Origin of the sequence: Chitinimonas lacunae, from assembly GCF_042650885.1 — a bacterium.
GTDB lineage: Bacteria > Pseudomonadota > Gammaproteobacteria > Burkholderiales > Chitinimonadaceae > Chitinimonas_A > Chitinimonas_A lacunae.
Genome location: NZ_JBHSBU010000001.1, coordinates 551,184 through 574,869, shown reverse-complemented (window position 1 = coordinate 574,869; position 23,686 = coordinate 551,184). Strand labels below are relative to the sequence as shown.

The 23,686-nt window shown below is 62.9% G+C and carries 22 protein-coding genes; 4 read left to right on the top strand and 18 right to left on the bottom strand.

Going from position 1 to position 23,686, the window contains the following annotated elements; translation table 11 throughout:
• Positions 1–122 precede the first annotated feature (122 nt).
• Positions 123–446 (top strand): hypothetical protein, encoded by a 324-nt coding sequence (locus ACFOW7_RS02445; protein ID WP_378160640.1) that lies wholly within the window; start codon positions 123–125, stop codon positions 444–446.
• A 311-nt stretch (positions 447–757) separates the two neighbouring features.
• Here ACFOW7_RS02445 and ACFOW7_RS02440 read toward each other — a convergent pair whose 3' ends face one another.
• The 15 genes from ACFOW7_RS02440 to ACFOW7_RS02370 form a co-directional block, all read right to left on the bottom strand.
• Entirely contained in the window at positions 758–3,079 is a 2,322-nt protein-coding gene (locus ACFOW7_RS02440) for a Tex family protein (RefSeq protein ID WP_378160638.1), read from the bottom strand.
• A 294-nt stretch (positions 3,080–3,373) separates the two neighbouring features.
• Positions 3,374–4,483 (bottom strand): aspartate-semialdehyde dehydrogenase, encoded by a 1,110-nt coding sequence (asd, locus tag ACFOW7_RS02435; RefSeq protein WP_378167969.1) that lies wholly within the window; start codon positions 4,481–4,483, stop codon positions 3,374–3,376.
• Between the two features lie 37 nt (positions 4,484–4,520).
• Positions 4,521–4,850 (bottom strand): hypothetical protein, encoded by a 330-nt coding sequence (locus tag ACFOW7_RS02430; RefSeq protein WP_378160636.1) that lies wholly within the window; start codon positions 4,848–4,850, stop codon positions 4,521–4,523.
• A gap of 35 nt (positions 4,851–4,885) precedes the next feature.
• Positions 4,886–5,950, bottom strand: coding sequence for a 3-isopropylmalate dehydrogenase (gene leuB, locus ACFOW7_RS02425; RefSeq protein WP_378160634.1), 1,065 nt, complete (start codon positions 5,948–5,950; stop codon positions 4,886–4,888).
• A 184-nt stretch (positions 5,951–6,134) separates the two neighbouring features.
• Complete coding sequence (locus ACFOW7_RS02420) at positions 6,135–6,419, bottom strand: hypothetical protein (RefSeq protein WP_378160632.1); 285 nt, start codon at positions 6,417–6,419, stop codon at positions 6,135–6,137.
• On the bottom strand, positions 6,419–7,054 hold the full coding sequence (leuD, locus tag ACFOW7_RS02415; RefSeq protein WP_378160630.1) for a 3-isopropylmalate dehydratase small subunit: 636 nt from the start codon (positions 7,052–7,054) through the stop codon (positions 6,419–6,421). The genes ACFOW7_RS02420 and leuD overlap by 1 nt, the downstream gene beginning before the upstream one ends.
• Positions 7,055–7,077: 23 nt before the next feature.
• A complete protein-coding gene (locus ACFOW7_RS02410; RefSeq protein ID WP_378160628.1) occupies positions 7,078–7,215 on the bottom strand; it encodes an entericidin A/B family lipoprotein in 138 nt (45 codons plus the stop codon).
• A gap of 5 nt (positions 7,216–7,220) precedes the next feature.
• Positions 7,221–8,624, bottom strand: coding sequence for a 3-isopropylmalate dehydratase large subunit (leuC, locus tag ACFOW7_RS02405; RefSeq protein ID WP_378160626.1), 1,404 nt, complete (start codon positions 8,622–8,624; stop codon positions 7,221–7,223).
• 235 nt (positions 8,625–8,859) lie between these two features.
• A complete protein-coding gene (gene pgsA, locus ACFOW7_RS02400) occupies positions 8,860–9,453 on the bottom strand; it encodes a CDP-diacylglycerol--glycerol-3-phosphate 3-phosphatidyltransferase (RefSeq protein WP_378160624.1) in 594 nt (197 codons plus the stop codon).
• Positions 9,454–9,464: 11 nt separating this feature from the next.
• Entirely contained in the window at positions 9,465–11,273 is a 1,809-nt protein-coding gene (gene uvrC / locus ACFOW7_RS02395) for an excinuclease ABC subunit UvrC (protein WP_378160622.1), read from the bottom strand.
• A 175-nt stretch (positions 11,274–11,448) separates the two neighbouring features.
• The gene (locus ACFOW7_RS02390) at positions 11,449–11,904 is read right to left on the bottom strand and encodes a hypothetical protein (protein ID WP_378160619.1); all 456 of its coding nucleotides are present in this window, start codon (positions 11,902–11,904) and stop codon (positions 11,449–11,451) included.
• Between the two features lie 170 nt (positions 11,905–12,074).
• Positions 12,075–12,497 (bottom strand): cell division protein FtsB, encoded by a 423-nt coding sequence (gene ftsB / locus ACFOW7_RS02385; RefSeq protein WP_378160617.1) that lies wholly within the window; start codon positions 12,495–12,497, stop codon positions 12,075–12,077.
• 117 nt (positions 12,498–12,614) lie between these two features.
• Positions 12,615–13,898, bottom strand: coding sequence for a phosphopyruvate hydratase (eno, locus tag ACFOW7_RS02380; protein WP_378160615.1), 1,284 nt, complete (start codon positions 13,896–13,898; stop codon positions 12,615–12,617).
• A gap of 60 nt (positions 13,899–13,958) precedes the next feature.
• Positions 13,959–14,810 (bottom strand): 3-deoxy-8-phosphooctulonate synthase, encoded by an 852-nt coding sequence (gene kdsA, locus ACFOW7_RS02375; protein ID WP_378160613.1) that lies wholly within the window; start codon positions 14,808–14,810, stop codon positions 13,959–13,961.
• Positions 14,811–14,891: 81 nt separating this feature from the next.
• Positions 14,892–16,544: a CTP synthase gene (locus tag ACFOW7_RS02370; RefSeq protein WP_378160610.1), complete on the bottom strand. Its 1,653-nt coding sequence runs from the start codon at positions 16,542–16,544 to the stop codon at positions 14,892–14,894.
• A gap of 100 nt (positions 16,545–16,644) precedes the next feature.
• Here ACFOW7_RS02370 and ACFOW7_RS02365 point away from each other — a divergent pair, with 100 nt between their 5' ends.
• Positions 16,645–17,781, top strand: coding sequence for a MalY/PatB family protein (locus ACFOW7_RS02365; protein ID WP_378160608.1), 1,137 nt, complete (start codon positions 16,645–16,647; stop codon positions 17,779–17,781).
• A gap of 143 nt (positions 17,782–17,924) precedes the next feature.
• Here the strand turns inward: ACFOW7_RS02365 and ACFOW7_RS02360 are convergent, their stop codons facing one another.
• The 3 genes from ACFOW7_RS02360 to ACFOW7_RS02350 form a co-directional block, all read right to left on the bottom strand.
• Positions 17,925–18,539, bottom strand: a complete 615-nt coding sequence (locus ACFOW7_RS02360; protein WP_378160606.1) for a YiiX family permuted papain-like enzyme — start codon at positions 18,537–18,539, stop codon at positions 17,925–17,927.
• 158 nt (positions 18,540–18,697) lie between these two features.
• Positions 18,698–19,795: a PLP-dependent cysteine synthase family protein gene (locus ACFOW7_RS02355; protein WP_378160604.1), complete on the bottom strand. Its 1,098-nt coding sequence runs from the start codon at positions 19,793–19,795 to the stop codon at positions 18,698–18,700.
• 134 nt (positions 19,796–19,929) lie between these two features.
• Positions 19,930–21,099, bottom strand: a complete 1,170-nt coding sequence (locus ACFOW7_RS02350; protein WP_378160602.1) for a glycerate kinase — start codon at positions 21,097–21,099, stop codon at positions 19,930–19,932.
• 49 nt (positions 21,100–21,148) lie between these two features.
• On the opposite strand from ACFOW7_RS02350, the gene ACFOW7_RS02345 reads away from it, so the two are divergent.
• Both ACFOW7_RS02345 and ACFOW7_RS02340 read left to right on the top strand, forming a co-directional pair.
• Entirely contained in the window at positions 21,149–23,137 is a 1,989-nt protein-coding gene (locus ACFOW7_RS02345) for a SpoIIE family protein phosphatase (protein WP_378160600.1), read from the top strand.
• Positions 23,134–23,685, top strand: coding sequence for a SiaB family protein kinase (locus ACFOW7_RS02340; protein WP_378160598.1), 552 nt, complete (start codon positions 23,134–23,136; stop codon positions 23,683–23,685). The genes ACFOW7_RS02345 and ACFOW7_RS02340 overlap by 4 nt, the downstream gene beginning before the upstream one ends.
• The last annotated feature ends 1 nt before the right edge of the window (position 23,686 follow it).

The following is a 23,686-nucleotide window of genomic DNA, read 5'->3' as shown; positions in this document are numbered from 1 at the left end:
CGGCTTCGACCAACAGACGTGCAAAAAATGCGCCGTTGCGACAGCCTCGCTCCCGCTTCCTGAAATAGCATGGTGCGGACTACAATGCCCGGTCTTTTTCCCAACAGCCAATATCTCCGACCATGACCAAGACTCTGCTTGTCAGCCTGCTTGCCCTGAGCGCCACGGCCTTTGCCGCCGACACCCCGGCCCCTGCTGCCGATGCAGCCCCGGCAGCCGCCTCCCCGGCCAAGCATAGCTGCACCAAGGTCGACCACCCGGGCCGTCTGGCCTCGGAAACCCAGGTCAAGACCTACACTAAGCGTTTCAAGGAATACGGCGAGTGCATCAAGAAATTCGTCGACGAGCAAAACAAGGTATCGACCGGCGCCATGGAAGCCGCCAACACCGCCATCAACGAATATAACGAAGCGGTCAAGCAGTCCAAGGAAGCCTCGGCCAAGTAATCGGCCCGCAATACAAAACGGCGCATCGTCCAGACGGTGCGCCGTTTTTCATGGATATTTCGGCGTTCCAAGCCCAATACCTGCCCCCTCACTGTCCGGCCTGACCGCCAGGACCCTGTTTCAAAACCCGCTACTCCAGCAGCAAAAAATGGCGGGGCAATCGAAATCGATTGCCCCATCATGCTGCGACCATGCCTGATCGGACTGGCTGGAGTCAGCGCCTGTCCGATCAAGGTGGCGTCACAAAGTCCCTATCGTCGCTTGGGAGTGCCGGCGAGGTTGTTCGGCCGCCGGATTCTCCCAAGCAGGCTTCAGCGCTTGATTCCTTTCAAAGCCGCAAAGGCGCTGGCCATGGCTGTGGCAGTCGGTGCTTCGTTGTTCGGCCGGCGGCCTTTGTCGCGCTGGCCGTCGCGGGCCGGCCGGGCCTGGGCCATGGTTTCTGCGCCGGGCAGCGGATCGTCGAGCCGCAGCGTCAGGGCGATCCGGCGCCGCTTCACATCGACTTCGAGCACCTTGGCCCGGACCACATCGCCAGCCTTGACCACTTCGCGCGGGTCTTTGACAAACTTGCTCGACAGGGCCGAGATATGGACCAGCCCATCCTGATGCACGCCGATATCGACGAAAGCGCCAAAATTGGTGACGTTGGTGACCACCCCTTCCAACAGCATGCCTGCTTGCAGATCGGCCAGGTCTTCCACTCCTTCGCGGAAGGCTGCCGTCTTGAACTCGGGACGCGGGTCACGGCCCGGTTTGTCGAGTTCGGCCAGGATGTCGCGCACGGTCGGCAGACCGAAGCGCTCGTCGGTGAACTGCTGCGGATCGAGCTGACGCAGGAAAGCGCTGTCACCGATCAGGTTTTTGACCGGCCGGCCGATCTTGGCCAGGATTTTTTCGACCACCGGATAGGCTTCCGGGTGAACCGCCGAGGCATCGAGCGGATTGTCGCCATTCATCACCCGCAAAAAGCCCGCTGCCTGCTCGAAGGTCTTCTCGCCCAGCCGAGGCACATCGCGCAGTTGGCTGCGGCTGCGGAACGCCCCGTGGGCATCGCGGTAGGACACGATATTGCCGGCAAGGGTGGCGGACAGGCCCGATACCCGGGCCAGCAGCGCGGCGGAGGCCGTGTTGACATCGACACCGACGGCGTTGACGCAGTCTTCGACCACGGCATCGAGCTGGCGCGCCATTTCGGTCTGGTTGACATCGTGCTGGTACTGGCCCACCCCGATCGCCTTGGGGTCGATCTTGACCAGTTCGGCCAGCGGGTCTTGCAGGCGACGGGCAATCGAGACGGCGCCACGCAGGCTGACATCGAGATCGGGGAATTCGCGCGCGGCGAGTTCCGAAGCCGAATAGACCGAGGCGCCGGCCTCCGACACCACCACCTTGCTCAACCGCGCGTCACTGCATTGCTTGATCAGGTCGGCCGCCAACCGGTCGGTTTCACGGCTGGCCGTGCCGTTGCCGATGGCAATCAGCTCGACCTTGTGCCGCTCGACCAGCGCCGCCAGCGTGGCCAGCGAGGCGTCCCACTGACGGCGTGGCTCGTGCGGGTAGATGGTCGCCGTATCGACCAGCTTGCCGGTACTATCGACCACCGCCACCTTGACCCCGGTACGCAGCCCTGGGTCAAGCCCCATGGTGGCACGCGGGCCGGCCGGGGCGGCGAGCAGCAGATCCTTGAGATTGGCGCCGAACACCTTGATCGCCTCGGCTTCGGCCTGTTCGCGCACCCGACCGACCAGCTCGACTTCGAGCGACAGGAAAATCTTGGCGCGCCAGGCCAGCCGCACCGTATCGGCCAGCCATTTATCGGCCGGCCGGCCCCGGTCGGCGATGCCAAAACGGGCAGCGATATGGCGCTCGCCCGCCGACGGCCGACCCGGCGCCAGCTCAGCGTCTTCGGGCAGCGCCAGGGTAAAGTCGAGCACACCTTCATTGCGACCGCGCAGCAGCGCCAATGTCCGGTGCGAAGGCACGCGCTGCAAGGGTTCACGATGGTCGAAATAATCGGCGAACTTGGCCCCTTCCTCGCGCTTTGCCTCATCGGCGAGCTTGGCCACAATCTCGCTGCGGCTCCATAACAACTCGCGCAATTCGCCCAATAGCGCCGCATCCTCGGCAAAACGCTCGATCAGGATATGGCGAGCGCCGTCGAGCGCCGCGCGTACATCCTCGACGCCGCGCCCGGCATCGACAAACGGTGCGGCCTCTGCCTCCGGCTGGCGATCAGGCTCGCTCAGCAGCAATTCGGCCAAGGGCGCAAGACCTGCTTCCCGCGCGATCTGGGCCTTGGTGCGGCGTTTCTGCTTATAGGGCAGATACAGGTCTTCGAGCCGCTGCTTGTTGTCGGCGCGGCGCAGCTCGACTTCCAGTTCGGCCGTCAACTTGCCCTGCTCGCGCACCGACTCGATCACCGCCTCGCGGCGGGCCTCAAGTTCGCGTAGATAGCGCAACCGCTCTTCCAGATGGCGCAATTGGCCATCATCGAGCCCCCCGGTCGCCTCCTTGCGGTAACGGGCGATAAACGGCACGGTGGCGCCTTCGTCGAGCAACTGGACGGCAGCGGCGACCTGGGCAGGACGGGCGTCGATTTCGACGGCGATACGGTGTTCGATCGGTGCGAGCATGGTCGTGAAACGAAGAAAAACGGAAAACGGCGGATAGCACGACCGGCCACAGCCGGTCGGCCTTGTAGAGATCGAGTGCGATTCGACTTTGCCAGGGCGTCCAAGCGGGCCGGCCGCTGAGTCAGGTCAAAAACCGCAACTCACCTTGGTATCGACCGGGACACGCTGTCCGGGACACGCTGTCCGGGACACGCTGTCCGCGACACGCTGTCCGCGACACGCTGTCCGCGACACCTAGTCCGGACACGCAGTCGGGCGGACAGCCGATGACGCCCTGTCTGACGAAAGCCGGCCTTATCTGGCCAGCAGGATACGCAACATCCGGCGCAGCGGCTCAGCCGCGCCCCACAGCAACTGGTCGCCGCAAACGAAGGCGCCCAGATAGTCCGGCCCCATATTGAGCTTACGCACCCGGCCCACGGCAATATCGAGCCGGCCGGTAACGGCCGCCGGGGTCAGCGCCTGCAGGGTTTCGCTGCGCTCGTTGGGCACCCACTTGACCCATTCATTGGCGCCACGGATCAGTTGTTCCACCTCATCGAGCGGCACATCGCGCTTGAGCTTGATGGTGAGCGCATGGCTATGGCAGCGCATGGCACCGATCCGCACGCACAGACCATCGACCGGGATGGTGCTGCTGGTGCCGAGAATCTTGTTGGTTTCGGCCTGGCTCTTCCACTCTTCCTTCGACTGGCCGTTGTCGAGCTGACGGTCAATCCAGGGCAGCAGGCTGCCGGCGAGCGGGGCGCCGAAATGTTCGGTCGGCAGCGTATCGCTGCGCAGCGTGACGGCCACGCGACGGTCGATATCGATGATCGAGGAGGCCGGGTCGTCCAGAAGCTGGGACACGCCGGCATGGATGCGACCCATCTGGGTCAGCAGCTCGCGCATATGCTGGGCGCCGCCGCCAGACGCGGCCTGATAGGTCATCGTGCTGACCCACTCGATCAGACCGGCGCGGAACAGCCCGCCCAGACCCATCAACATAATGGCGGTGGTGCAGTTGCTGCCGATAAAGTCGCGCGTTCCGGCCGCCAGCGCCTGGTCGATCATCTCGCGGTTGACCGGGTCGAGCACGATCACGGCGTCGTCGGCCATCCGCAGCGCCGAGGCGGCGTCGATCCAGTAGCCTTTCCAGCCGGCGGCACGCAGTTTCGGATGGATTTCGTTGGTGTAGTCACCGCCCTGGCAGGTCAGGATCACATCCATCGCCTGGAGCGCTTCGATCGAGCGGGCATCGGCCAGTGGGGCCAGATCGACGCGCCCGATATCGGGCGCCTGACCGCCGACATTCGATGTGGTGAAGAAATGCGGCGAGATCAGATCGAAATCATGCTCTTCGCGCATCCGCTGCATCAGCACGGAACCGACCATTCCGCGCCAACCGACAAAACCGACTTTCAACATGGGGAAATCCTTGCAAGTAAAGTGAAACGGGCCTTTATTCGGCGGCACGGTCAAGGCGCATGCCATCGACCACCATGGTCCAGTGTGGCCCGACGCGATGCGGCGCTTCACTCACCACGAAAGTGGTGGTCCAGCCCCATATCCCGACCTCGAAGCCGTTGCCGGAAAAACCCTGCAACGGTGCCGAGATGGTGGTGAGTTGCTTGCCTTCCCGCCGCTGATATTCGACCCGGCCATCGGCGGCAATCTGTAGCCGCATGCCGTCGCCCTGGCCCTGCCAGGCACCACCGCTGCTGCGCCAATCGCCGACATAGGCCGCACGCTCGGCCGGCACTGCTTGGCCGCAGCCGCTCAGGAGCAGCATGGCGGCCAAAGCCAGTAAGAGCGCGCGACGTCTGATCACAGGGCTGCCATCACGGCGTCGCCCATCCCCGAGCACGACACCTTGTCGCTGCCCGGTTCATAGATATCCGCAGTGCGCACACCGCGTGCCAACACGGCCTGCACGGCACTTTCGATCCGCCGTGCCAGGTCTTCGCGGCCAAAGGTGTAACGCATCATCATCGCCAGCGACAGGATGGTCGCCAGCGGATTGGCCACATTGCGCCCGGCAATATCGGGCGCCGAGCCGTGACACGGCTCGTAGAGGCCCTTGTTGCGCTCATCGAGCGAGGCCGACGGCAGCATGCCGATCGAACCGGTCAGCATCGAGGCCTCGTCCGACAGGATGTCGCCAAAGATATTGCCGGTGACGATCACATCGAACTGCTTGGGATTGCGCACCAGCTGCATGGCCGCGTTGTCCACATACATATGGCTCAGCTCGACATCGGGGAAGTGACGCGCCTCGTCGCTGACGATTTCCTTCCAGAACTCGGTGCATTCGAGCACATTGGCCTTATCGACCGAACACAGCCGGCGATTGCGTTTCTGGGCGATGCCAAAGGCCACCCGGGCAATGCGGCGGATTTCCGACTCGCTGTAGCGCATGGTATTGAAACCTTCACGCTCGCCCGCGGCATTGATATGGACGCCGCGCGGCTGGCCGAAGTAGATATCACCGGTCAGCTCGCGCACGATCATGATGTCGAGCCCCGCCACCACTTCCGGCTTCAGGGTCGAAGCCCCGGCGAGTTCGGGATAGAGCACGGCCGGGCGCAGATTGGCGAACAGATTGAGATCCTTGCGAATCCGCAGCAGACCGCGCTCGGGACGCATATCGCGCGGCAGCGTGTCGTACTGCGGCCCGCCGACCGCGCCCAGCAGCACCGCATCGGCGGCGCGCACCAGCTTCTGGGTCGCTTCGGGATAAGGGTCGCCATACTGGTCATAGGCCGCGCCGCCCAGCGGTGCGGTGTCGGTTTCGATGGGCAGACCGTCGGCGCGCAGGCGCTCCAGCACGCGCACGGCCTGGGCCACGATTTCGGGGCCGATGCCGTCGCCGGGAAGAATGGCGATTTTCATGGTTGGGCAATTCCTTGTCTGGCCGTCACCCGGCCGGGCGCGGCATTGAAACGGCGATGGCGACACGCCGCGACAGCGGCGGGACAACACAAGTAAGCAGAGATCATATTCTTTTCAAATTAAACTGAATTGCACAGTATACCTTGCAACTATTTTGCAGAAAATTTTCCCTTAAGCGGCCGATTCAGGCTTCCGGCCGGGTCAGCCGATCCACCAGCAGCTTTTCACAGCATTTGAAGCCAAGCCAGGCCAACAAGGCCAGATAGCCCGACAGCACCAGCTCGCTCAACTGGCGCAGGCCGCCGTCGGCGGCGGCCATCAAGCCATATTCGAGCAGCAGTTCCAGATTGGCCTTGAGCAGCACCGCCAGATTGACTGTCGCGACGGCAAACGCCAGAAACAGCGCTCCCATCAGGCCAAAGGTGGCGAGCAGATGGCGTTGCAGCCAGCCAAGCAGCCGCAGGCGCATCAGAACAACCAGGGCTGCTCGGCCCGCCGCCGCGCCTCGAAATCACGAATCTTGTCGGCATGCGCCAGCGTCAGACCGATCTCATCGAGACCGTTCAACAGGCAATGCTTGCGGTGGGCAGTGATCTCAAAGCCAAAAGCAAGGCCTGCGGGCGTGGTGACGCTCTGCGACGGCAGATCGATCTGCAAGCGGTAGCCTTCCTTGATGGCAGTTTCCTGGAACAGCGCATCGACGACCTCGGGAGCCAGCACGATCGGCAGCAGGCCGTTCTTGTAGCAGTTATTGAAGAAGATGTCGGCAAACGACGGGGCGATGATTACCCGGAAGCCGTAATCTTCGAGTGCCCACGGCGCATGTTCGCGCGAGCTGCCGCAGCCGAAGTTTTCGCGCGCCAGCAGGATCTGGGCGCCCTGGTAGCGTGGCTGGTTCAGCACGAAATCGGGGTTGAGCGGGCGGCGGCTGTTATCCATGCCGGGCTCGCCATGATCGAGATAGCGCCATTCATCGAACAGATTGGGACCGAAACCCGAGCGTTTGATCGATTTGAGGAATTGCTTGGGAATGATCGCGTCGGTATCGACATTGGCGCGGTCAAGCGGGCAGACGAGCCCGTCGAGATGGGTGAAGGCTTGCATGGTCGTTCCTGTGGCAGGCCGGGCTAGCCCCGGCGGGCGGCGTTTTCGATGGCTTCGCCGCCCTTCTTGATATCCTGGCCGATGCCCCGCAGGGTATTGCAACCGGTCGCACAAAGCGCCAGTGCGATCAGAAGCAGTCGGCAGCGCTTGGTCCAGTCCATGGTGCTCAGAAATTCCGCACGTCCACGAAATGGCCGGCGATGGCGGCCGCAGCGGCCATTTCCGGGCTGACCAGATGAGTACGTCCACCAGGCCCCTGGCGACCTTCGAAATTGCGGTTGGAGGTCGAGGCGCAACGCTCGCCGGGCTCGAGCCGATCGGCATTCATCGCCAGACACATCGAGCAGCCCGGCTCCCGCCATTCAAAGCCTGCCTCGACAAAGATACGGTCCAGTCCCTCGGCCTCGGCCTGGGCCTTGACCAGTCCAGACCCGGGCACCACCAGTACCTGCTTGACCACGTCGGCCTTGCGCCGGCCTCGCACCACGGCCGCCGCCGCCCGCAGGTCTTCGATGCGCGAGTTGGTGCAGGAGCCGATGAACACCTTGTCCACGGCAATCTCGGTAATCGGGGTATTGGCAGCCAGACCCATATAGCTGAGCGCGCGCTCCATCCCGCTGCGTCGCACCGGGTCGGTTTCCCGGGTCGGGTCGGGCACCCGGTCGGCCACCGTCACCACCATCTCGGGACTGGTGCCCCAGGTGACTTGCGGGGCGATCTGGCTGGCGTCGAGTTCGATCAGCTGATCGAAACTTGCCTCGGGGTCGGACACCAGGGTGCGCCAATAGCTGACCGCTGTGTCCCATTGCTCGCCCTTGGGCGAGAACGGCCGGTCCTTGAGGTAATCGATGGTGTGCTGGTCGACCGCCACCATACCGGCACGGGCGCCGGCTTCGATGGCCATATTGCACAGCGTCATCCGCCCTTCCATCGACAGCGCCCGGATGGCCGAGCCGCCGAATTCGATCGCATAGCCGGTGCCGCCGGCCGTGCCGATGCGGCCGATCACGGCCAGGGCGATATCCTTGGCTGTGACGCCACGGCCGAGTTCGCCGTCTACCTTGACCAGCATGGTGCGCGACTTCTTGGCCACCAGGGTCTGGGTCGCCAGCACATGCTCGACTTCGGAGGTGCCGATGCCATGGGCCAGACAGGCAAATGCGCCATGGGTGGAGGTATGGGAGTCGCCACACACCACGGTCATCCCGGGCAGGGTGGCGCCGTTTTCCGGGCCGACCACATGGACGATGCCTTGGCGCGCGTCACGGAAAGGGAAATAGGCCAGCGCACCGACTTCGCGGATATTGCTGTCGAGCGTCTCGACCTGCTGACGTGAGATCGGGTCCTGGATGCCGCGATCCCAGTCGGTGGTGGGGGTATTGTGGTCGGCGGTGGCGACGATGCTGGAGATCCGCCACGGCTTGCGGCCAGCGAGCTTCAGCCCTTCGAACGCCTGCGGGCTGGTGACTTCGTGAATCAGATGACGGTCGATATACAGCAGCGCCGTACCGTCGGCTTCCTGGTGTACCAGATGACTGTGCCAGAGCTTGTCGTAGAGGGTCTGCGCCATGGGATTGCGGCCGGGATATGTCGGGAAGAGCCTGAACTTATCACGGCCGCCCGCCGCCCAGCAAGGCGGATTGCGGCGCCGCACAAGCGGGCCCGAGACACCTGTCCACCCCAACTCGACAGATCGCGCTGCTGTTGTGCAGAAAAACAGATATTCCCGCACAAAAGTGCGGGGAACCTAGCAAGCGCTTTACAGAATATTTTCTTTACTGGCGCCAACCGCTGCGCGGGAGCACCTAGTCGAAGTCAACGCCGGCGTTGTCGCGCCGGGTCAGCTGCGGCCAGGCCATGCGCAGGTAGTACCCCATCGACCAGAGGGTCAGCAAGGCGGCGACAAAGAGGCAGATCGTCCCGATATATTGGGTATCGAGGCCGGGGATCAGCGGCTCATGCCAGAGCAGCATAAAGATGGCCGCCATCTGGGCGGCAGTCTTGACCTTGCCGACATAGGACACGGCCACGCTGCGGGTGGCGCCTAGCTGGGCCATCCATTCGCGCAGTGCCGAGATGGTGATTTCGCGGCCGATGATGATCGCAGCAAGCCAGGCGTCGGCACGGCCGAGCTGGACCAGCAGGATCAGGGCCGCTGCCACCATCAGCTTGTCGGCCACCGGGTCGAGAAAGGCACCGAAGGCCGAGGTCTGGTTCCACTTGCGCGCCAGATAGCCGTCGAACCAGTCGGTGATGCCGGCCAGGGCAAACAGCAGGGCACCGGCCAGATTGCGGCCTTCGGAATGGAGCCAATGGTCGGGGAAATAAAAGACGCCAAGGATCAGCGGGATCATGACGATCCGCGCCCAGGTAAGCAACGTAGGCAGATTCAAAGGCATGGCCGGGCTGGTCAGTGCAGCGCGTTGTAAATCTTCTCCGCCAAGGCCCGGCTGATGCCCTCGACTTGGCAGAGATCCTCGATACTGGCCGCCTTGACCCCTTGCAGACCGCCGAAACGGGTCAGCAGGCGCTGGCGGCGTTTGGTGCCGATGCCATCGATCTGTTCCAGACTGGACGAGACCCGCGCCTTGCCGCGCCGGGCGCGGTGGCCGGTAATGGCAAAGCGGTGCGCTTCGTCGCGAATGGCCTGGATCAGGTGCAGGGCGACCGAATCGCGCGGCAATTGTACCGTTTCGCCACGCGACGGAACAATCAACTGTTCAAGCCCGGGCTTGCGCGATTCGCCTTTTGCCACGCCGACCAATAGCGACTCGGTCAGGCCGACTTCGGCAATCACCTCGACCGCCACACCGATCTGCCCCTTGCCACCGTCGATCAGGATCAGATCAGGCACCGCCCCCTCGCCCTGTGCCACCTTGCCATAGCGGCGGGTCAGCACCTGGCGCATCGCGGCGTAATCGTCGCCCGGGGTAATGCCCTCGATATTGTAGTGACGGTATTCCCTGGGCTGCATGGCCAGCCGGTCATACACCACGCACGAGGCAACCGTCGCCTCGCCCATGGTATGGCTGATATCGAAGCATTCGATCCGCTGCGCCGAATCGGGCAGGCGCAAGGCTTCCTGCAAGGCCTGCAAGCGCGCCAGCTGGGTCGATTCGAGTGACAGCCGCTGGCTGATCGCCAGCGCCGCGTTCTTCAAGGCCATATCAAGCCACACGCGCCGCTCACCAATCGGATTGCTGACGATATGCACCCGCCGCTCGGCCTGCTCGCTCAACAGCTCGGCCAGCATCTCCTGGCTGTCGGGCGCATTGCAGATGATCAAAGGCGGAATGGCACGGTCGAGATAATGCTGGGCCAGGAAGGCTTCAAGCGCCGCTTCGACCTCGTAGCCGTCGCCATGGCTCGGAAACAGGCTTTTATCGCCGACATGGCGGCCGCCCCGGATCATCACCAGATTGACGCACACCATGCCCGACTCGGCCACACAGCCGACCACATCGGCGTCAAGCTCGGTCGAACTGCTGACCACAAACTGCTTTTCCTGCACCCGGGCCAGCGCCTGGATGCGGTCGCGATAGCGCGCCGCCGCTTCGAAGTCCCAGGCGGCCGACGCCGCCTGCATCTTGGCGTCCAACTCGTCGATCAGATCATTGGCCCGACCCTCGAGAAAACGTACCGCCTGCTGTACATCGCGCCGGTAATCCTCCGGTTTGATCGCATCGACACAGGGGCCGCTGCAACGCTTGATCTGGTACAGCAGACAAGGCCGGGCGCGGTTTTCGAATACCGTGTCCTCGCAGGTGCGCAGCATAAACACCCGTTGCAGCAGATGGACGCTTTCGCGCACCGCATAGCCGTTGGGAAACGGCCCGAAATACTGGTTGCGCCGGTCAAGCACACCACGGTGATAAGCCAGGCGCGGCGCGGCGTGGCCGCTGATTTCCAGATAAGGGTAGGACTTGTCGTCGCGAAACAGGATGTTGTAGCGCGGGCCGAGCGCCTTGATCAGATTGTTTTCAAGAATCAGCGCTTCGGCTTCGGAACGCACCACGGTGGTCTGGATATCGGCGATCTGCCCGACCATCAGCTGGATGCGCGGCGACAGACCACTGCCACGGAAATAGGAACTGACCCGCCGCTTCAGATCCACCGCCTTGCCGACATACAGCACATCGCCGTTGCCAGCCAGAAAACGGTAGACACCCGGCAGATTGGGCAGGCTATTGAGAATGGGTTTGGGATCGAAGGCGGACATGGACGCTATTCTAGCGCGAGCCTTCAGGCACCGGCTTCATTGGTGCAAGGAAAGGTAAAAGGAAAAATTTAGGCTAAATTTTTGCAAGACATGCAGAGCATTATAGCCAATAAATAAAAAATCCCTCAAACCCTCATCGATCCACCTTACTGCGCCGCCCAAGCCCCGGCAGCGCTTAATCCTTGAGCAAAAAGAAGCAGGCCACGCCCCACCAGAGCAGGGTATTGGCCAGGTAGAGCGCCAGCTGCCACGGGGCGAGCCGGGCATCGACCCCATCGACCCATAGCTCGCGCCATAGCCGCTTCAGATAGTGCGACAGCTCATCATTCGACAATTGCCGCCCCGGTGGCGGCAGGGTGAAGCGGAAGGCCGGGGAAATCTGCTCACCGATCCAGACCAGCAAGACATCGGCCAGCACGATCGCAGGCAGCCAGCCCGGGTAGGCGGGCACAGGATGGAACAAGACATAAAGCGAATAGCCCAGCCAGAGCACAGACAAGCCTGAAGAAACACGCAGAACGCCTGAATTGGAGCGGAAACGGCCTTCACAGCGCCAAAGCAGCAAATAGATCAGCGTGGTCCAGGCTCCCATCAGACAGGCCGCCCACAGATAGAGGCTAGCGGTATTCATCAGCAATGACCCCAAGGGATTGCCTGCTCGGTCTGGACGGTTCCATAACGCATTTCCAGCAAACTCGGAGTCAGTGCGTCTTGGCCTAAAGGCTCAGGTTTGTGCGAAGAGGCCACCTCAACGGCGATTCCGATCTCAATAGAAATGCTCTAGCCCCAACCGTTCCAGGCTCAGTGGTCGGGCGAGGGATTCGGTACCGCTGGCGCGGTGGCGGCTTCGGACTCGGCATCGGCTGGCGCTTCGGCCTTGGGCGGGGCTGGCGGGGTGGCCGGACGCACCGGCACGGGCGCGGGGACCGGCAGAGAGCTGGCCGGACGCGAGCCCACATCAAGCAACTGGAAGAACACCTCATCGTCGCGCACCATGCCGAGTTCGCTGCGGGCGCGCTCCTCGATGGCGGCGGTGCCGTTCTTCAAATCCTTCACTTCGGCGTCGAGCGCAGCATTGCGTGCCTGGAGCTGTTCGTTCTGGAGTTTCTGCTGCGCCACCTGCGCCTCAATCTGCCATACCTTGAGCCAACTGCCCTTGCCTATCCATAAGGGCCATTGGGTCAGGACGATCAAGGTGGCAAGCAGCAGAGAGAGCAGGCGCATGGTCGGCTTCGCAATCAGGCACAGCGCGCGTCAGCGCGAAAAAATGGGACGGCGGACGATGTCGCCATCGTCCGCCGGACAACCCGGCGCGGAGCGCCGGGCTGGGTCTGCGCAGGCTCAGCGCAGTTGGTAGAAGGCATTGCGGCCCGGGTAGTAGGCAGCGTCGCCGAGTTCTTCCTCGATCCGCAACAGCTGGTTGTACTTGGCCATCCGGTCGGAACGGCTCAGTGAACCGGTCTTGATCTGCATGCAGTTGGTGGCCACGGCCAGGTCGGCGATGGTGGAATCTTCGGTTTCACCCGAACGGTGCGACATCACCGAAGCGTAGCCCGAACGCTTGGCCAGTTCGACCGCTTGCAGCGTCTCGCTCAGCGTGCCGATCTGGTTGATCTTGACCAGCAGCGCATTGGCGATCCCGGCCTTGATGCCTTCGCCGAGGATTTTCGGGTTGGTGACGAACACATCGTCGCCGACCAGCTGCACGCTGCGGGCCAGCTTGTCGGTCAGGATCTTCCAGCCCTTCCAGTCGTGCTCGCTCATCCCGTCCTCGATCGAGATGATCGGGTATTTGCCGGCCAGCGTGGCCAGGTAGTCGGCGAACTGCTCGGACGTCAGGCGCAGACCTTCGGCTTCGAGCACATAGTCGCCGTTCTTGTAGAACTCGGAACTGGCGCAGTCGAGCGCAAACAGTACCTGCTCACCCGGGGTGTAGCCGGCTTTCTCGCAGGCGGCGGCGATCAGGCCGAGTGCTTCTTCATTGCTCTTCAGATTGGGCGCAAAGCCACCTTCGTCGCCCACGGCGGTCGAGAAGCCCTTCTCGGCGCACAGCTTCTTCAGCGCGTGGAAGATCTCGGCGCCGCAGCGCAGCGCTTCGCGATAACGGTCGAAGCCGACCGGCATGATCATGAATTCCTGGATATCCAGGCTGTTGTTGGCATGGGCGCCACCGTTGATCACATTCATCATCGGCACGGGCAGGCTCATCGGGCCGGCACCGCCCAGATAGCGATACAGCGGCAGACCGGCTTCTTCGGCTGCGGCCTTGGCCACGGCAACCGACACCGCCAGGATGGCGTTGGCGCCCAGGCGCGACTTGCTGTCGGTGCCGTCGAGTTCGATCAGGGTCTTGTCGATAAACGACTGCTCGGCCGCGTCGAGCCCGATAATCGCATCGCAGATTTCGGTATTGACATGCTCAACCGCCTTGAGCACCCCACGGCCCAGATAGCGGCCGGCGTCGCCGTCGCGCATCTCCAGCGCTTCCTTGGCGCCGGTCGAGGCGCCGCTCGGTACGGCAGCACGGCCCATGATGCCGCTTTCCAGCAGCACGTCGGCTTCGACGGTCGGGTTGCCACGCGAGTCGAGGATTTCGCGGGCGATGACTTCTACGATTACGCTCATCGGGTCGGTTCCTGTGAGGAAAAATTCGGTCCGTCCGGCGGGCTGGCGGCCCGCCGCTGGTTACAGCGTGTTTTCGTGCAGCGGCTGGCGTTTGACCAGGCTGTCGAGTTCCTTCAGCACGAACAGCAATTCCTTCATGCGCGGCAGTGGCCAGGCATTGGGGCCGTCGCACGGGGCCAGGGCCGGGTCGGGATGGGTTTCCATAAACAGACCGGCCACCCCGGTCGCTACCGCCGCCCGCGCCAGCACCGGCACGAATTCGCGCTGACCGCCCGAGGATTCGCCCATCCCGCCGGGCAACTGCACCGAATGGGTGGCGTCGAACACCACCGGGCAGCCGGTATTGCGCATGATGGCGAGGCTGCGCATATCGGATACCAGATTGTTGTAGCCGAAACTGGCGCCGCGCTCGCAGGCCATGAAGTTGTCTTCGGGCAGGCCGACGGCACGGGCCGCTTCGCGGGCCTTGTCCATCACGTTCTTCATGTCGCCGGGCGCGAGGAACTGGCCCTTCTTGATATTGACCGGTCGGCCGCTCTGGGCACAGGCGCGGATAAAGTCGGTCTGGCGACACAGAAAGGCCGGGGTCTGCAAGACATCGACCACGGCCGCGACCGGTTCGACCTGCTCGCTATCGTGCACATCGGTCAGCACCGGCACGCCGATCTGCTCGCGGACCTTGGCCAGGATGGCCAGACCCTTGTCCATGCCGACGCCCCGGAACGACTTGTCGCTCGAGCGGTTGGCCTTGTCGAAGCTCGACTTATAGATAAACGGAATGCCGACTTCGGCCGCGACTTCCTTCAGCAGACCGGCTGTGTCGAGGGCGAACTGCTCGCCTTCGATCACACAGGGACCGGCGATCAGAAACAGCGGTCGGTCGAGACCGACATCAAAGCCGCACAGCTTCATGGATATGTCCTCAAATGGATAGGGGTCGCGGCTCGGACCGGGGGCGAAACGGGATGTTCCCGTTCGCCGCTGGTCCGTCAATCAGCAGGCCAGGCCGCTGCGACCGTGGTCGCGGGCGTAGGCGATGGCCGCCTCGATATAGGCGCGGAACAGCGGGTGGCCGTCACGCGGGGTCGAGGTGAATTCCGGATGGAACTGGCAACCGAAGAACCAGCGATGGCCCGGCAGTTCCACCGTCTCGCACAGATGGTTGGGGTCGGTCGAACGACCGCTGACCTTGAGGCCGGCCGCTTCGAGCCGGGGCAGGTAGTGGTTGTTGACTTCATAGCGGTGACGATGGCGCTCGACGATACGCTCGCTGCCGTAGATGCTGGCGGCCAGGCTGCCCGGTACCAGATCGCAATCCTGGCTGCCCAGACGCATGGTGCCGCCCAGGTTGGAATTCTCGTCGCGGACTTCGATGCGACCGTCCTGGTTGATCCACTCGTCGATCAGGGCCACCACCGGGTACGGGGTTTCGGGGTCGAATTCGGTCGAATTGGCGCCGGCCATATCGGCCTTGTCGCGGGCGTATTCGATCAGGGCGAGCTGCATACCGAGGCAGATGCCGAGGTAGGGGATATCGTGCTCACGCGCATAGCGCACCGCGCGGATCTTGCCTTCGACACCACGCTTGCCGAAGCCGCCCGGCACCAGGATGGCATCCATGCGGTCGAGCTGTTCGAGGTGGCCGGTTTCCAGCTCTTCGGAGTCGATATAGTGGATTTTGACGTCGCTGCGGGTATGGATACCGGCGTGCTTCAGCGCTTCGATCAGCGACTTGTACGACTCGGTCAGGTCGACGTATTTGCCGACCATGGCGATATTGACGGTCTGGCTCGGGTTCTCGATCGCTTCGACGATATCGTCCCACAGCTTGAGATTGGCCGGCGGCAGGTCGAGCCGGAGCTGTTGGCAGATGATGTCGTCGATATGCTGTTCCGACAGGACGCGCGGGATTTTGTAGATCGAGTCCATATCGGGACACGACACCACGGCACGCTCGCTGACATTGGTGAACAGCGCGATCTTCTTCTTTTCTTCGTCGGGAACAATGCGGTCGGCGCGGCAGATCAGCACGTCGGGCTGAATGCCGATTTCACGGAGTTCCTTGACCGAGTGCTGGGTCGGCTTGGTCTTGATTTCGCCGGCGGCGGCGATATAGGGCACATAGGACAGGTGGACGAAGCAGGTATTCTCGCGCCCGAGTTCCACGCCCATCTGGCGGATCGATTCGAGGAAGGGCAGCGATTCGATATCACCCACCGTGCCGCCGATCTCGACCACGGCGAGTTCGGCATCACCCGCGCCCTGATTGAGGAACAGCTTGATCTCGTCGGTGATATGCGGGATGACCTGCACGGTCTTGCCCAGATAATCACCGCGTCGCTCTTTCTTGATGACCGATTCGTAAATCTGGCCGGTGGTGAAGTTGTTACGGCGGCTCATCTTGGCGTGGATGAAGCGCTCGTAGTGGCCCAGATCGAGGTCGGTTTCGGCGCCGTCTTCGGTGACGAAGACTTCGCCATGCTGGAACGGACTCATGGTGCCCGGATCGACGTTGATATACGGATCGAGCTTCATCATGGTGACTTTGAGGCCGCGCGACTCTAGGATAGCCGCAAGCGACGCGGCGGCGATGCCTTTCCCAAGGGAGGAGACAACGCCGCCGGTAACGAAGATAAACTTGGTCATAGCTGTCTGGCGCAGTGGTAATTCGGTATTTTACCTGTTGTCCCCGCCCCTCTCAATCGATGACTGCGCAACCAGGACGCCCGCCCTGGCCGGAAAACCGATGGAATTCGATTTCGACCGCCCCATTCCCCGCCACGACAGCGACAGCATGAAATGGGGCCGTTATCGCGGCCGCGACATTCTGGCGCTGTGGCAGGCCGATATGGATTTCCGCACCGCCCCGGTCATCGAGGCCGCGCTGGCAAAACGACTTGAACATGGCATCTTGGGCTATGGCGAAGCCACCGCCCCGGTGGAACAGGCCGTGGTCGATCATCTGGCCGCGCGCCATGACTGGCAGATCGACCGCACCCAGCTGCTGTGGCTGCCCGGTCTGGTCCCGGCCCTCTACCTGGCCTGCCGCGCCTTCGCCCAACCAGGTCAGGGCATTCTGACTGCCACTCCCGTCTACCCACATCTACTGAGCGCCCCACCAAGCGCCGGTTGCCGACTGATCGGCCTACCGCTGCGCGAGCCCGACTGGGACTGGGATCTCGACGCCCTGCGCAGCGCCATCACCGCAGACACTCGTCTGTTACTGCTGTGCCACCCGCATAACCCGGTCGGCCGGCGCTGGGATCTGCCCACCCTGACGGCGCTTGCCCGGTTGGTCGAGCAATACGATCTGACCGTGGTCAGCGACGAAGTCCACTGCGAACTGCAACTCGATGCCGGCGCCCGGCATCGACCATTCGCCACCTTGCCCGGCATGGCGCAACGCACCATCACGCTGATGTCGGCCTCCAAAACCTACAATCTGGCCGGTCTGCAATGCGCTTTTGCCATCATCAGCAACCCGGCACTCAAGGAAACCCTGCTGCGGACCGGCTACGGTCTGCTTCCGCCGCCCAACCCCTTGGGCCTGACGGCGACCGAAGCGGCGCTTCGTGGCGGCGCGCCCTGGCTTGCTGCGCTGCTGGATTATCTACGCGGCAACCGCGACCGGGTTCACGCCGCACTCGATGGGGTGGCCGGTCTGCGGGTCAACCGGCCACAAGCCACTTATCTGAGCTGGCTGGACTGCCGCGCCCTGCCCCATCCCCACCCACGCGAGCTGTTCGAGGAGGCTGGCGTGGGTCTGTCCGACGGCAGCGAATTCGGCCTGCCCGGTTTTGCCCGGCTTAATTTTGCCTGTCCACGTGTCACGCTTGAGCAGGCGCTGGAGAGGATGCAGGGGAAATTGCGTAGCTTTGAGTGAGCGGTACAGTTGTCTGAAATATTTATTTATTAATTTTCTTTGCTACTCACCTTGCAATGTACTTGCATGAAAGTTTCCAGTTCCCTCACTCAACGACTCCCTTCCGCACAGACCCTCCTCATCCACACACGCCCCCTCGTTCCTCAACGCGCCACCACTGTCTCCAACAGCGCCGACTCCAACATGGCACGCGGTGACACCACCGGCTCATCAAGCGGCACCTGCCGCCCATAGCGCTCCCGCAGCTTGCGGCGGACGGCCGGGTCTTCGAGCGAGAAATCGCGGATGCGCTGCAAGCGGCCGATTTCCAGCCCCAAGGCCCGCTGGTACATCTTCCAGACCAGCTCGGAGCAGTAAATCCGCCGGTCGGACCATTCAAACGTCAGATCGTAGGGCTTGCCACGCAGACGACTCGCCTCGTGCCGCAGCCGGGCCAATGCTGCCGGCGTCAGCTGCTTGTCGGCGTCGCGCAGTCGTTTGACCACGAAGCGCCTGCCAGCACCACGACCGATCCAACGTTCCAGCGGTGTATAGCGCACGGTCGCCACCGCTTCGAATACATAAGGCTTACCGTCACGCCACAACACGATGCCCATATGGCTGTAGGGCGAACCGGTAGCGCGTTGAATGGCCAGGCTTTGCGCCGAAGTCGATTGATGAAAGATCAGATCACCGTCTTGCAGACGGGGCATTTCGCTCTTGGCGTATGCTGGCAGCTGACTCAACAGCGCCGCCATTACCCATAGATATTTCTTCATCGACCCATCCAGACATTTCATTTAACAGCAGGAGTGGAAAACGAGGCCGACAACCGAATATCAAATATTCTGCAAAATCATTGCAAGACAACGATTCCCATACAAACAAAAATGTGTATTTGACAACAAATCAACAGCTTGCCAAACCCATTCCTCTCTTATAAGTCCCCCACCAACGCCGGCAACGGCTCACCGGCCACCGCAGCCGCCAGAATGGTGTCGGCGGCGGCAGTGTCGATACCTTGGCGCTGATACCACTCCTCGTTGTAATAAGTCCCGGCATAGCGCTCGCCGCTGTCGCACAGGATCGTGACGATCGAGCCCGTCACCCCGGCCGCCCGCATCTGCTGCGCGGCGGCCAGCACCCCGACGAAATTGGTACCGGTGGAGCCGCCCACCCGCCGACCGAAGCGATTGCTCAGATAACGCATCGCGGCAAACGACAGCGGGTCCGGCACCTTGAGCATGGCGTCAAGGCAGCCCGGCACAAACGACGCCTCCACGCGCGGCCGGCCAATGCCCTCGATTCGCGAGCCGCAAGGCAGCGTCAGACCAGGCTGCGGCTGGCCGGTTCGCACGCTTTCGTAGTAATCGTGGAATACCGAATTTTCCGGATCGACGCACAGAATTCGGGTCGGATGGCGCCGGTACTGCACATAGCGCCCCAAGGTGGCGCTGGTGCCGCCAGTACCGGCGCTGGCGACGATCCAATGCGGCACAGGATGGGTTTCATTGGCCATCTGATGGAAGATGGCTTCGGCGATATTGTTATTGGCCCGCCAGTCGGTCGCGCGTTCGGCGTAGGTGAACTGATCCATAAAATGCCCGCCGGTTTCCCGAGCCAAGCGGGCCGATTCGGTGTAGATCGCCGCCGGATCCGTCACCAGATGGCAACGACCGCCGTAAAACTCGATCGCCGCAATCTTTTCCGGCGACGTCGTCGCCGGCATCACCGCCATAAATGGCAAACCAAGCAGACGGGCGAAATAGGCTTCCGAGATCGCCGTCGAGCCGCTCGATGCCTCGATGACCGTACTGCCGGCATGCAGCCAGCCATTACACAGCGCATAGAGAAACAGCGAGCGCGCCAGGCGATGCTTGAGGCTGCCGGTGGGATGGGACGATTCGTCCTTGAAATAGATATCGATGCCGCAATAGCCCGGCAGATCGAGCGGAATCAGATGGGTATCGGCCGAACGGGTGAAATCGGCCTCGATCTTGCGAATGGCCTCGGCGGCCCAATGGCGTTGGTGCATGGTGGGTCTCTCTCTTTGGATCGACCGATGTTAGCACCAGCCGATGCGCCCGCCAGTGCGGTATATCGGCAAGCGACAGCCACGGAAAGTGTTTACGTTTGGGATGGATGTGTCGGCGGAGGCGGACAGGAAGTCTAGTTGAGGGTCCGGCTCCACGACTCCGCACCCAGTATCCCCTGCCCCGACCTTGCCGCCTGCCACAATCTCGCCATCGTTTCAGCCCGATCAGCCAGCCAGTCGGTCGCCTGGGTACGAGCCTCGTCGAGGCCGACGGGGCCGGGACAGAGCGAAAAGCAACCGGCGAAGCGCCTGGATAGTTCAGGCAAGGCGCACGGATCGACGCTACCCGACAGCAGACTGACCGGCACCCCCAGCCGGGCGGCCCGTGCAGCCAGTCGCCAGGGGGCCTTGCCGAGGGTGGTCTGCCGGTCGGAGCGCCCCTCTCCGGTCAGCACCCAGTCAGCACCAGCGAGACTGGCATCCAATCCCTGCCGATCGGCGATCCATTCGGCCCCGGCTTCGATTCTGGCGCCAAGCAGGCGCAAGGCCCAACCCAGGCCGCCCGCCGCGCCGCTTCCCGGCATAGTGGAATAGTTTTGTCCGCAAGCCGCATCGCCAAGCTGCCCCAGTCGAGCCAGCCAACCATCGAAGCGCTCGATTTCTGCGGGCCTTACTCCTTTTTGCGGACCGAAGACAGCCGTTGCACCGTCAGGACCGCACAGCGGACTGGCCACATCCGCCAGCGCGATCAGTTCGACCTGGGCCAGTCGGGGGTCAAGCCCGGCAAGATCGAGTTGCGCCAGATCGGCCAGCCCGGCAAGACCCGGCGCCACTGACGCGCCTTGTGCATCGCGTGGCCTTGCCCCCAATTCGCGCAGTAAACCAATTCCGCCGTCGTTGCTGCCTGTGCCACCGAGCCCGATGGCGATCCGGCGCGCGCCCGCGTCGAGTGCCTGACGCAGCAGCAGACCCAGCCCACCGCTGTCGCGTGCAGCGACAGGGCGGCTGCCGGACAGCCCCAGACCCAGCATCTCGGCCGATTCGAGCACGACGGTCGCATCGGGACAATGGAGCCAGCGCACGCGACGCACATGGCCTTCCAGATCGGGCACCTCGGCCTCTCGCCAGTCGGCCGCCACGGCAGCAGCCAGCGCAGCCAGCGTGCCTTCGCCGCCATCGGCCAGCGGATGATGCAGCAACGTCGCACCGGGCCAGACCCGGCGAAGGCCGATGGCGAGCGCTTCGGCCACTTGAGCCGCTTCCAGACAGTTCTTGAATGAGTCGGGTGCCAACACGACGCGCATATTTCTTCTCCGCTGCTATAGTCCAAACCAGCGATGTGCAGGAGCCGCCGTGCCGCCGATTGCCTTCTCCAAACGCTTAAAGACCCGCTTTGCACTAGCGGTTCTACTGATCTACTCGTTGACGGTCACCCTGACCTTTATCGCCTACCGCTGGGTGGCAGAAAGCCTGGCCGAATCGTTGGGTTCGGCCTATGCCGAGCGGCTGGCGCTGCATGGCAAGGCCCGGGTACTCGAACCGATCAGCCGCGAACTCGGTCTGGCGCGTAAATTGGCCGATAGTCCGCTGCTCAAGAGCTGGGCCGCCCGCGAAGAAGATCCCCAGTTGACTCGTCAGGCTCTGGCAGAGCTGGCGAGCTATCGGCGCTGGTTTGCCGACGGCAGCTACTTTTTCGTGGTCGCGCAAAGCGGCCATTATTATTTTGACGACGGCAGCACGCGCTACCGAACCAATCCCATTCTGCAGACCATGCAGCGCGAACAGCCGGCCGATAGCTGGTACTTCAGCACCCTCAACACGGTCGAGGATTACGCGCTGAACGTAGACTACAACGCCGTTTCCCGCACCACCAAAGTCTGGATCAACGTGATCGTCAAGGAAGGCGGCCGCAAGCTCGGCATTGCCGGCTCCGGACTCGATCTGTCGCGTTTCCTGGAAACCTTCGTCGCCGACCGCCAACGCGGCGTCGAAGTGTCGCTGATCGACGCCGCCGGCGCCATCAAAGCCCACCGCGAACGCTCGCTGATCGACCTCAATAGCGTGGGCAAGCGCAACGATGCCCGCTCGACCTTTTTCCGTCTGCTCAACGAGGAAAGCGCCGCCGCCCTCAAAGACGCGATGGCCGAACTCAAACGCGGCCAGCGCGATGTGGCGACGCTATTTGCCCAGCTCGACGGCCGCCGCCAGCTGCTTGGCCTGAGCTATCTGCCGGCCATCGACTGGTATGCAGTAGTAGCGGTCGATCTCGATCTGGTATTGGGCCTGGAGCGCTTCACCCCGGCGCTCGAAGTATCGCTATTGGGCATGCTGGTGGTGGCCCTGTCGCTGGGCTGGCTGATGAATCGGCTGGTGCTGCACCGGCTGGCCCGGCTCAATAACTCGGTGGCCGAAGTGGCGGCCGGGCACTACCAGGTGAGACTGCCGGTCGATCACGATGACGAGCTGGGCCGCCTGAGTGCCACCTTCAACGAGATGGCCGCCACCGTGCACGATTACACCGACAATCTGGAACGCAAGGTGGCCGAACGTACCCAGGCGCTGCAAACGGCCAACGACAAACTGGTGGAAAGTCTGCGCTATGCCAGCCTGATCCAGGCATCACTCTTGCCGCCAACAGAGCGACTGAGCGCCGAGTTTGCCGACCATTTCGTGCTGCAACGGCCGCGAGCCGAAGTCGGTGGCGACTTCTACTGCCTGCACCGCCACGGCGAGCGCCACTATGTCGGCATGGTCGACTGCACCGGCCACGGCGTCGCAGCGGCCTTCCTGACCATGACGGCGGCAGCGGTGATCGAACAGGCGATCGCGGCCGTGGGCGAATATGGTCCGTCGGCGGTGATCATCTATGCCAGCAACAGTTTTTCCAATGTTTTGCGCCGTAGCGAATCACGCGAAGCGGCGCTAAGCACGGGTTTTGACATCGGTTTGCTATGCTGGGATGAAGGCAGCCCCACCGCGCGCTTTGCCGGTCTCGGGATTTCGCTCTTCGTGGCTCAGGACGGTGAAATCCGCGAATACAAATCCGCCGTCAGCGGCCGTGGCGGTCAGCATGCCACGGAACAGGCGCTGAGCTGGTCGCCGCAGCAGGTCTACTATCTGTGCAGCGACGGTCTGTTCGACCAGGGCGGCGGCCCGAGCGGCTACGCCTTCGGCAAGACCAGATTGACGGCGCTGCTGGCAGAAATCGCCAGCCAGCCCCTAGCACAACAAGGCGAGCAGTTGACTGCCGCCCTGCGTGAATGGCAGGGCAGCCGCGACCAGCGCGACGACATCACCGCCCTCGGCTTTCGACCGCAGCAGATCAAGGACCGTGCATCATGAACGATCTGGACCTACTCTCTCTCCGTCACCAGTTCCAAACCCACCATATCCAGCTCTGCTTCAACGGTCCGCTGTCGCAGAGCGTGATCGAGGAGCTGGCCGTGGCAATCCGCTCGCATATGGAAAGCCATGCCGAGGAGAAATCGACCCTGATCGATGTTTTCTCGGTATTCGTCGAACAGACCCAGAATATCCGCAACTATGGCACCAGCCGGGCCAGCTCGAACGAAGCTCAGCGCCACTACAGTTCGGCCATCGTGGTGATCGCCGAAAGTGAGGGCCGTTATCTGATAACCTCGGGCAATGTGGTGCAGCGCCAGGATGCCGAAGCCCTGGCCAGTCGGATTGAAACCCTGCGCCAGCTCGACCGCGAGCAACTGCGGGCGCTCTACCGCGAACAACGCCGCCGCCCGCGCGATCCGGACCATCCCGAATCGGCCGGACTCGGCCTGATCGACATGGCGCGCAAAGCGACGGCGCCGCTGTCCTACCGAGTCCACCCGCTCGGCCCCGATGAGGCATTCTTCAGCCTCGCCGTGACCTTGTGAG

Coding starts and splice junctions, on each gene's coding strand:
- ACFOW7_RS02445 (WP_378160640.1), top strand. CDS start 123: ATGACCAAGACTCTGCTTGTCAGCCTGCTTGCCCTGAGCGCCACGGCC.
- ACFOW7_RS02440 (WP_378160638.1), bottom strand. CDS start 3,079: ATGCTCGCACCGATCGAACACCGTATCGCCGTCGAAATCGACGCCCGT.
- ACFOW7_RS02430 (WP_378160636.1), bottom strand. CDS start 4,850: ATGCTGCTCCTGAGCGGCTGCGGCCAAGCAGTGCCGGCCGAGCGTGCG.
- leuB (WP_378160634.1), bottom strand. CDS start 5,950: ATGAAAATCGCCATTCTTCCCGGCGACGGCATCGGCCCCGAAATCGTG.
- ACFOW7_RS02420 (WP_378160632.1), bottom strand. CDS start 6,419: ATGCGCCTGCGGCTGCTTGGCTGGCTGCAACGCCATCTGCTCGCCACC.
- leuD (WP_378160630.1), bottom strand. CDS start 7,054: ATGCAAGCCTTCACCCATCTCGACGGGCTCGTCTGCCCGCTTGACCGC.
- ACFOW7_RS02410 (WP_378160628.1), bottom strand. CDS start 7,215: ATGGACTGGACCAAGCGCTGCCGACTGCTTCTGATCGCACTGGCGCTT.
- leuC (WP_378160626.1), bottom strand. CDS start 8,624: ATGGCGCAGACCCTCTACGACAAGCTCTGGCACAGTCATCTGGTACAC.
- pgsA (WP_378160624.1), bottom strand. CDS start 9,453: ATGCCTTTGAATCTGCCTACGTTGCTTACCTGGGCGCGGATCGTCATG.
- uvrC (WP_378160622.1), bottom strand. CDS start 11,273: ATGTCCGCCTTCGATCCCAAACCCATTCTCAATAGCCTGCCCAATCTG.
- ACFOW7_RS02390 (WP_378160619.1), bottom strand. CDS start 11,904: ATGAATACCGCTAGCCTCTATCTGTGGGCGGCCTGTCTGATGGGAGCC.
- ftsB (WP_378160617.1), bottom strand. CDS start 12,497: ATGCGCCTGCTCTCTCTGCTGCTTGCCACCTTGATCGTCCTGACCCAA.
- eno (WP_378160615.1), bottom strand. CDS start 13,898: ATGAGCGTAATCGTAGAAGTCATCGCCCGCGAAATCCTCGACTCGCGT.
- kdsA (WP_378160613.1), bottom strand. CDS start 14,810: ATGAAGCTGTGCGGCTTTGATGTCGGTCTCGACCGACCGCTGTTTCTG.
- ACFOW7_RS02370 (WP_378160610.1), bottom strand. CDS start 16,544: ATGACCAAGTTTATCTTCGTTACCGGCGGCGTTGTCTCCTCCCTTGGG.
- ACFOW7_RS02365 (WP_378160608.1), top strand. CDS start 16,645: ATGGAATTCGATTTCGACCGCCCCATTCCCCGCCACGACAGCGACAGC.
- ACFOW7_RS02360 (WP_378160606.1), bottom strand. CDS start 18,539: ATGAAGAAATATCTATGGGTAATGGCGGCGCTGTTGAGTCAGCTGCCA.
- ACFOW7_RS02355 (WP_378160604.1), bottom strand. CDS start 19,795: ATGCACCAACGCCATTGGGCCGCCGAGGCCATTCGCAAGATCGAGGCC.
- ACFOW7_RS02350 (WP_378160602.1), bottom strand. CDS start 21,099: ATGCGCGTCGTGTTGGCACCCGACTCATTCAAGAACTGTCTGGAAGCG.
- ACFOW7_RS02340 (WP_378160598.1), top strand. CDS start 23,134: ATGAACGATCTGGACCTACTCTCTCTCCGTCACCAGTTCCAAACCCAC.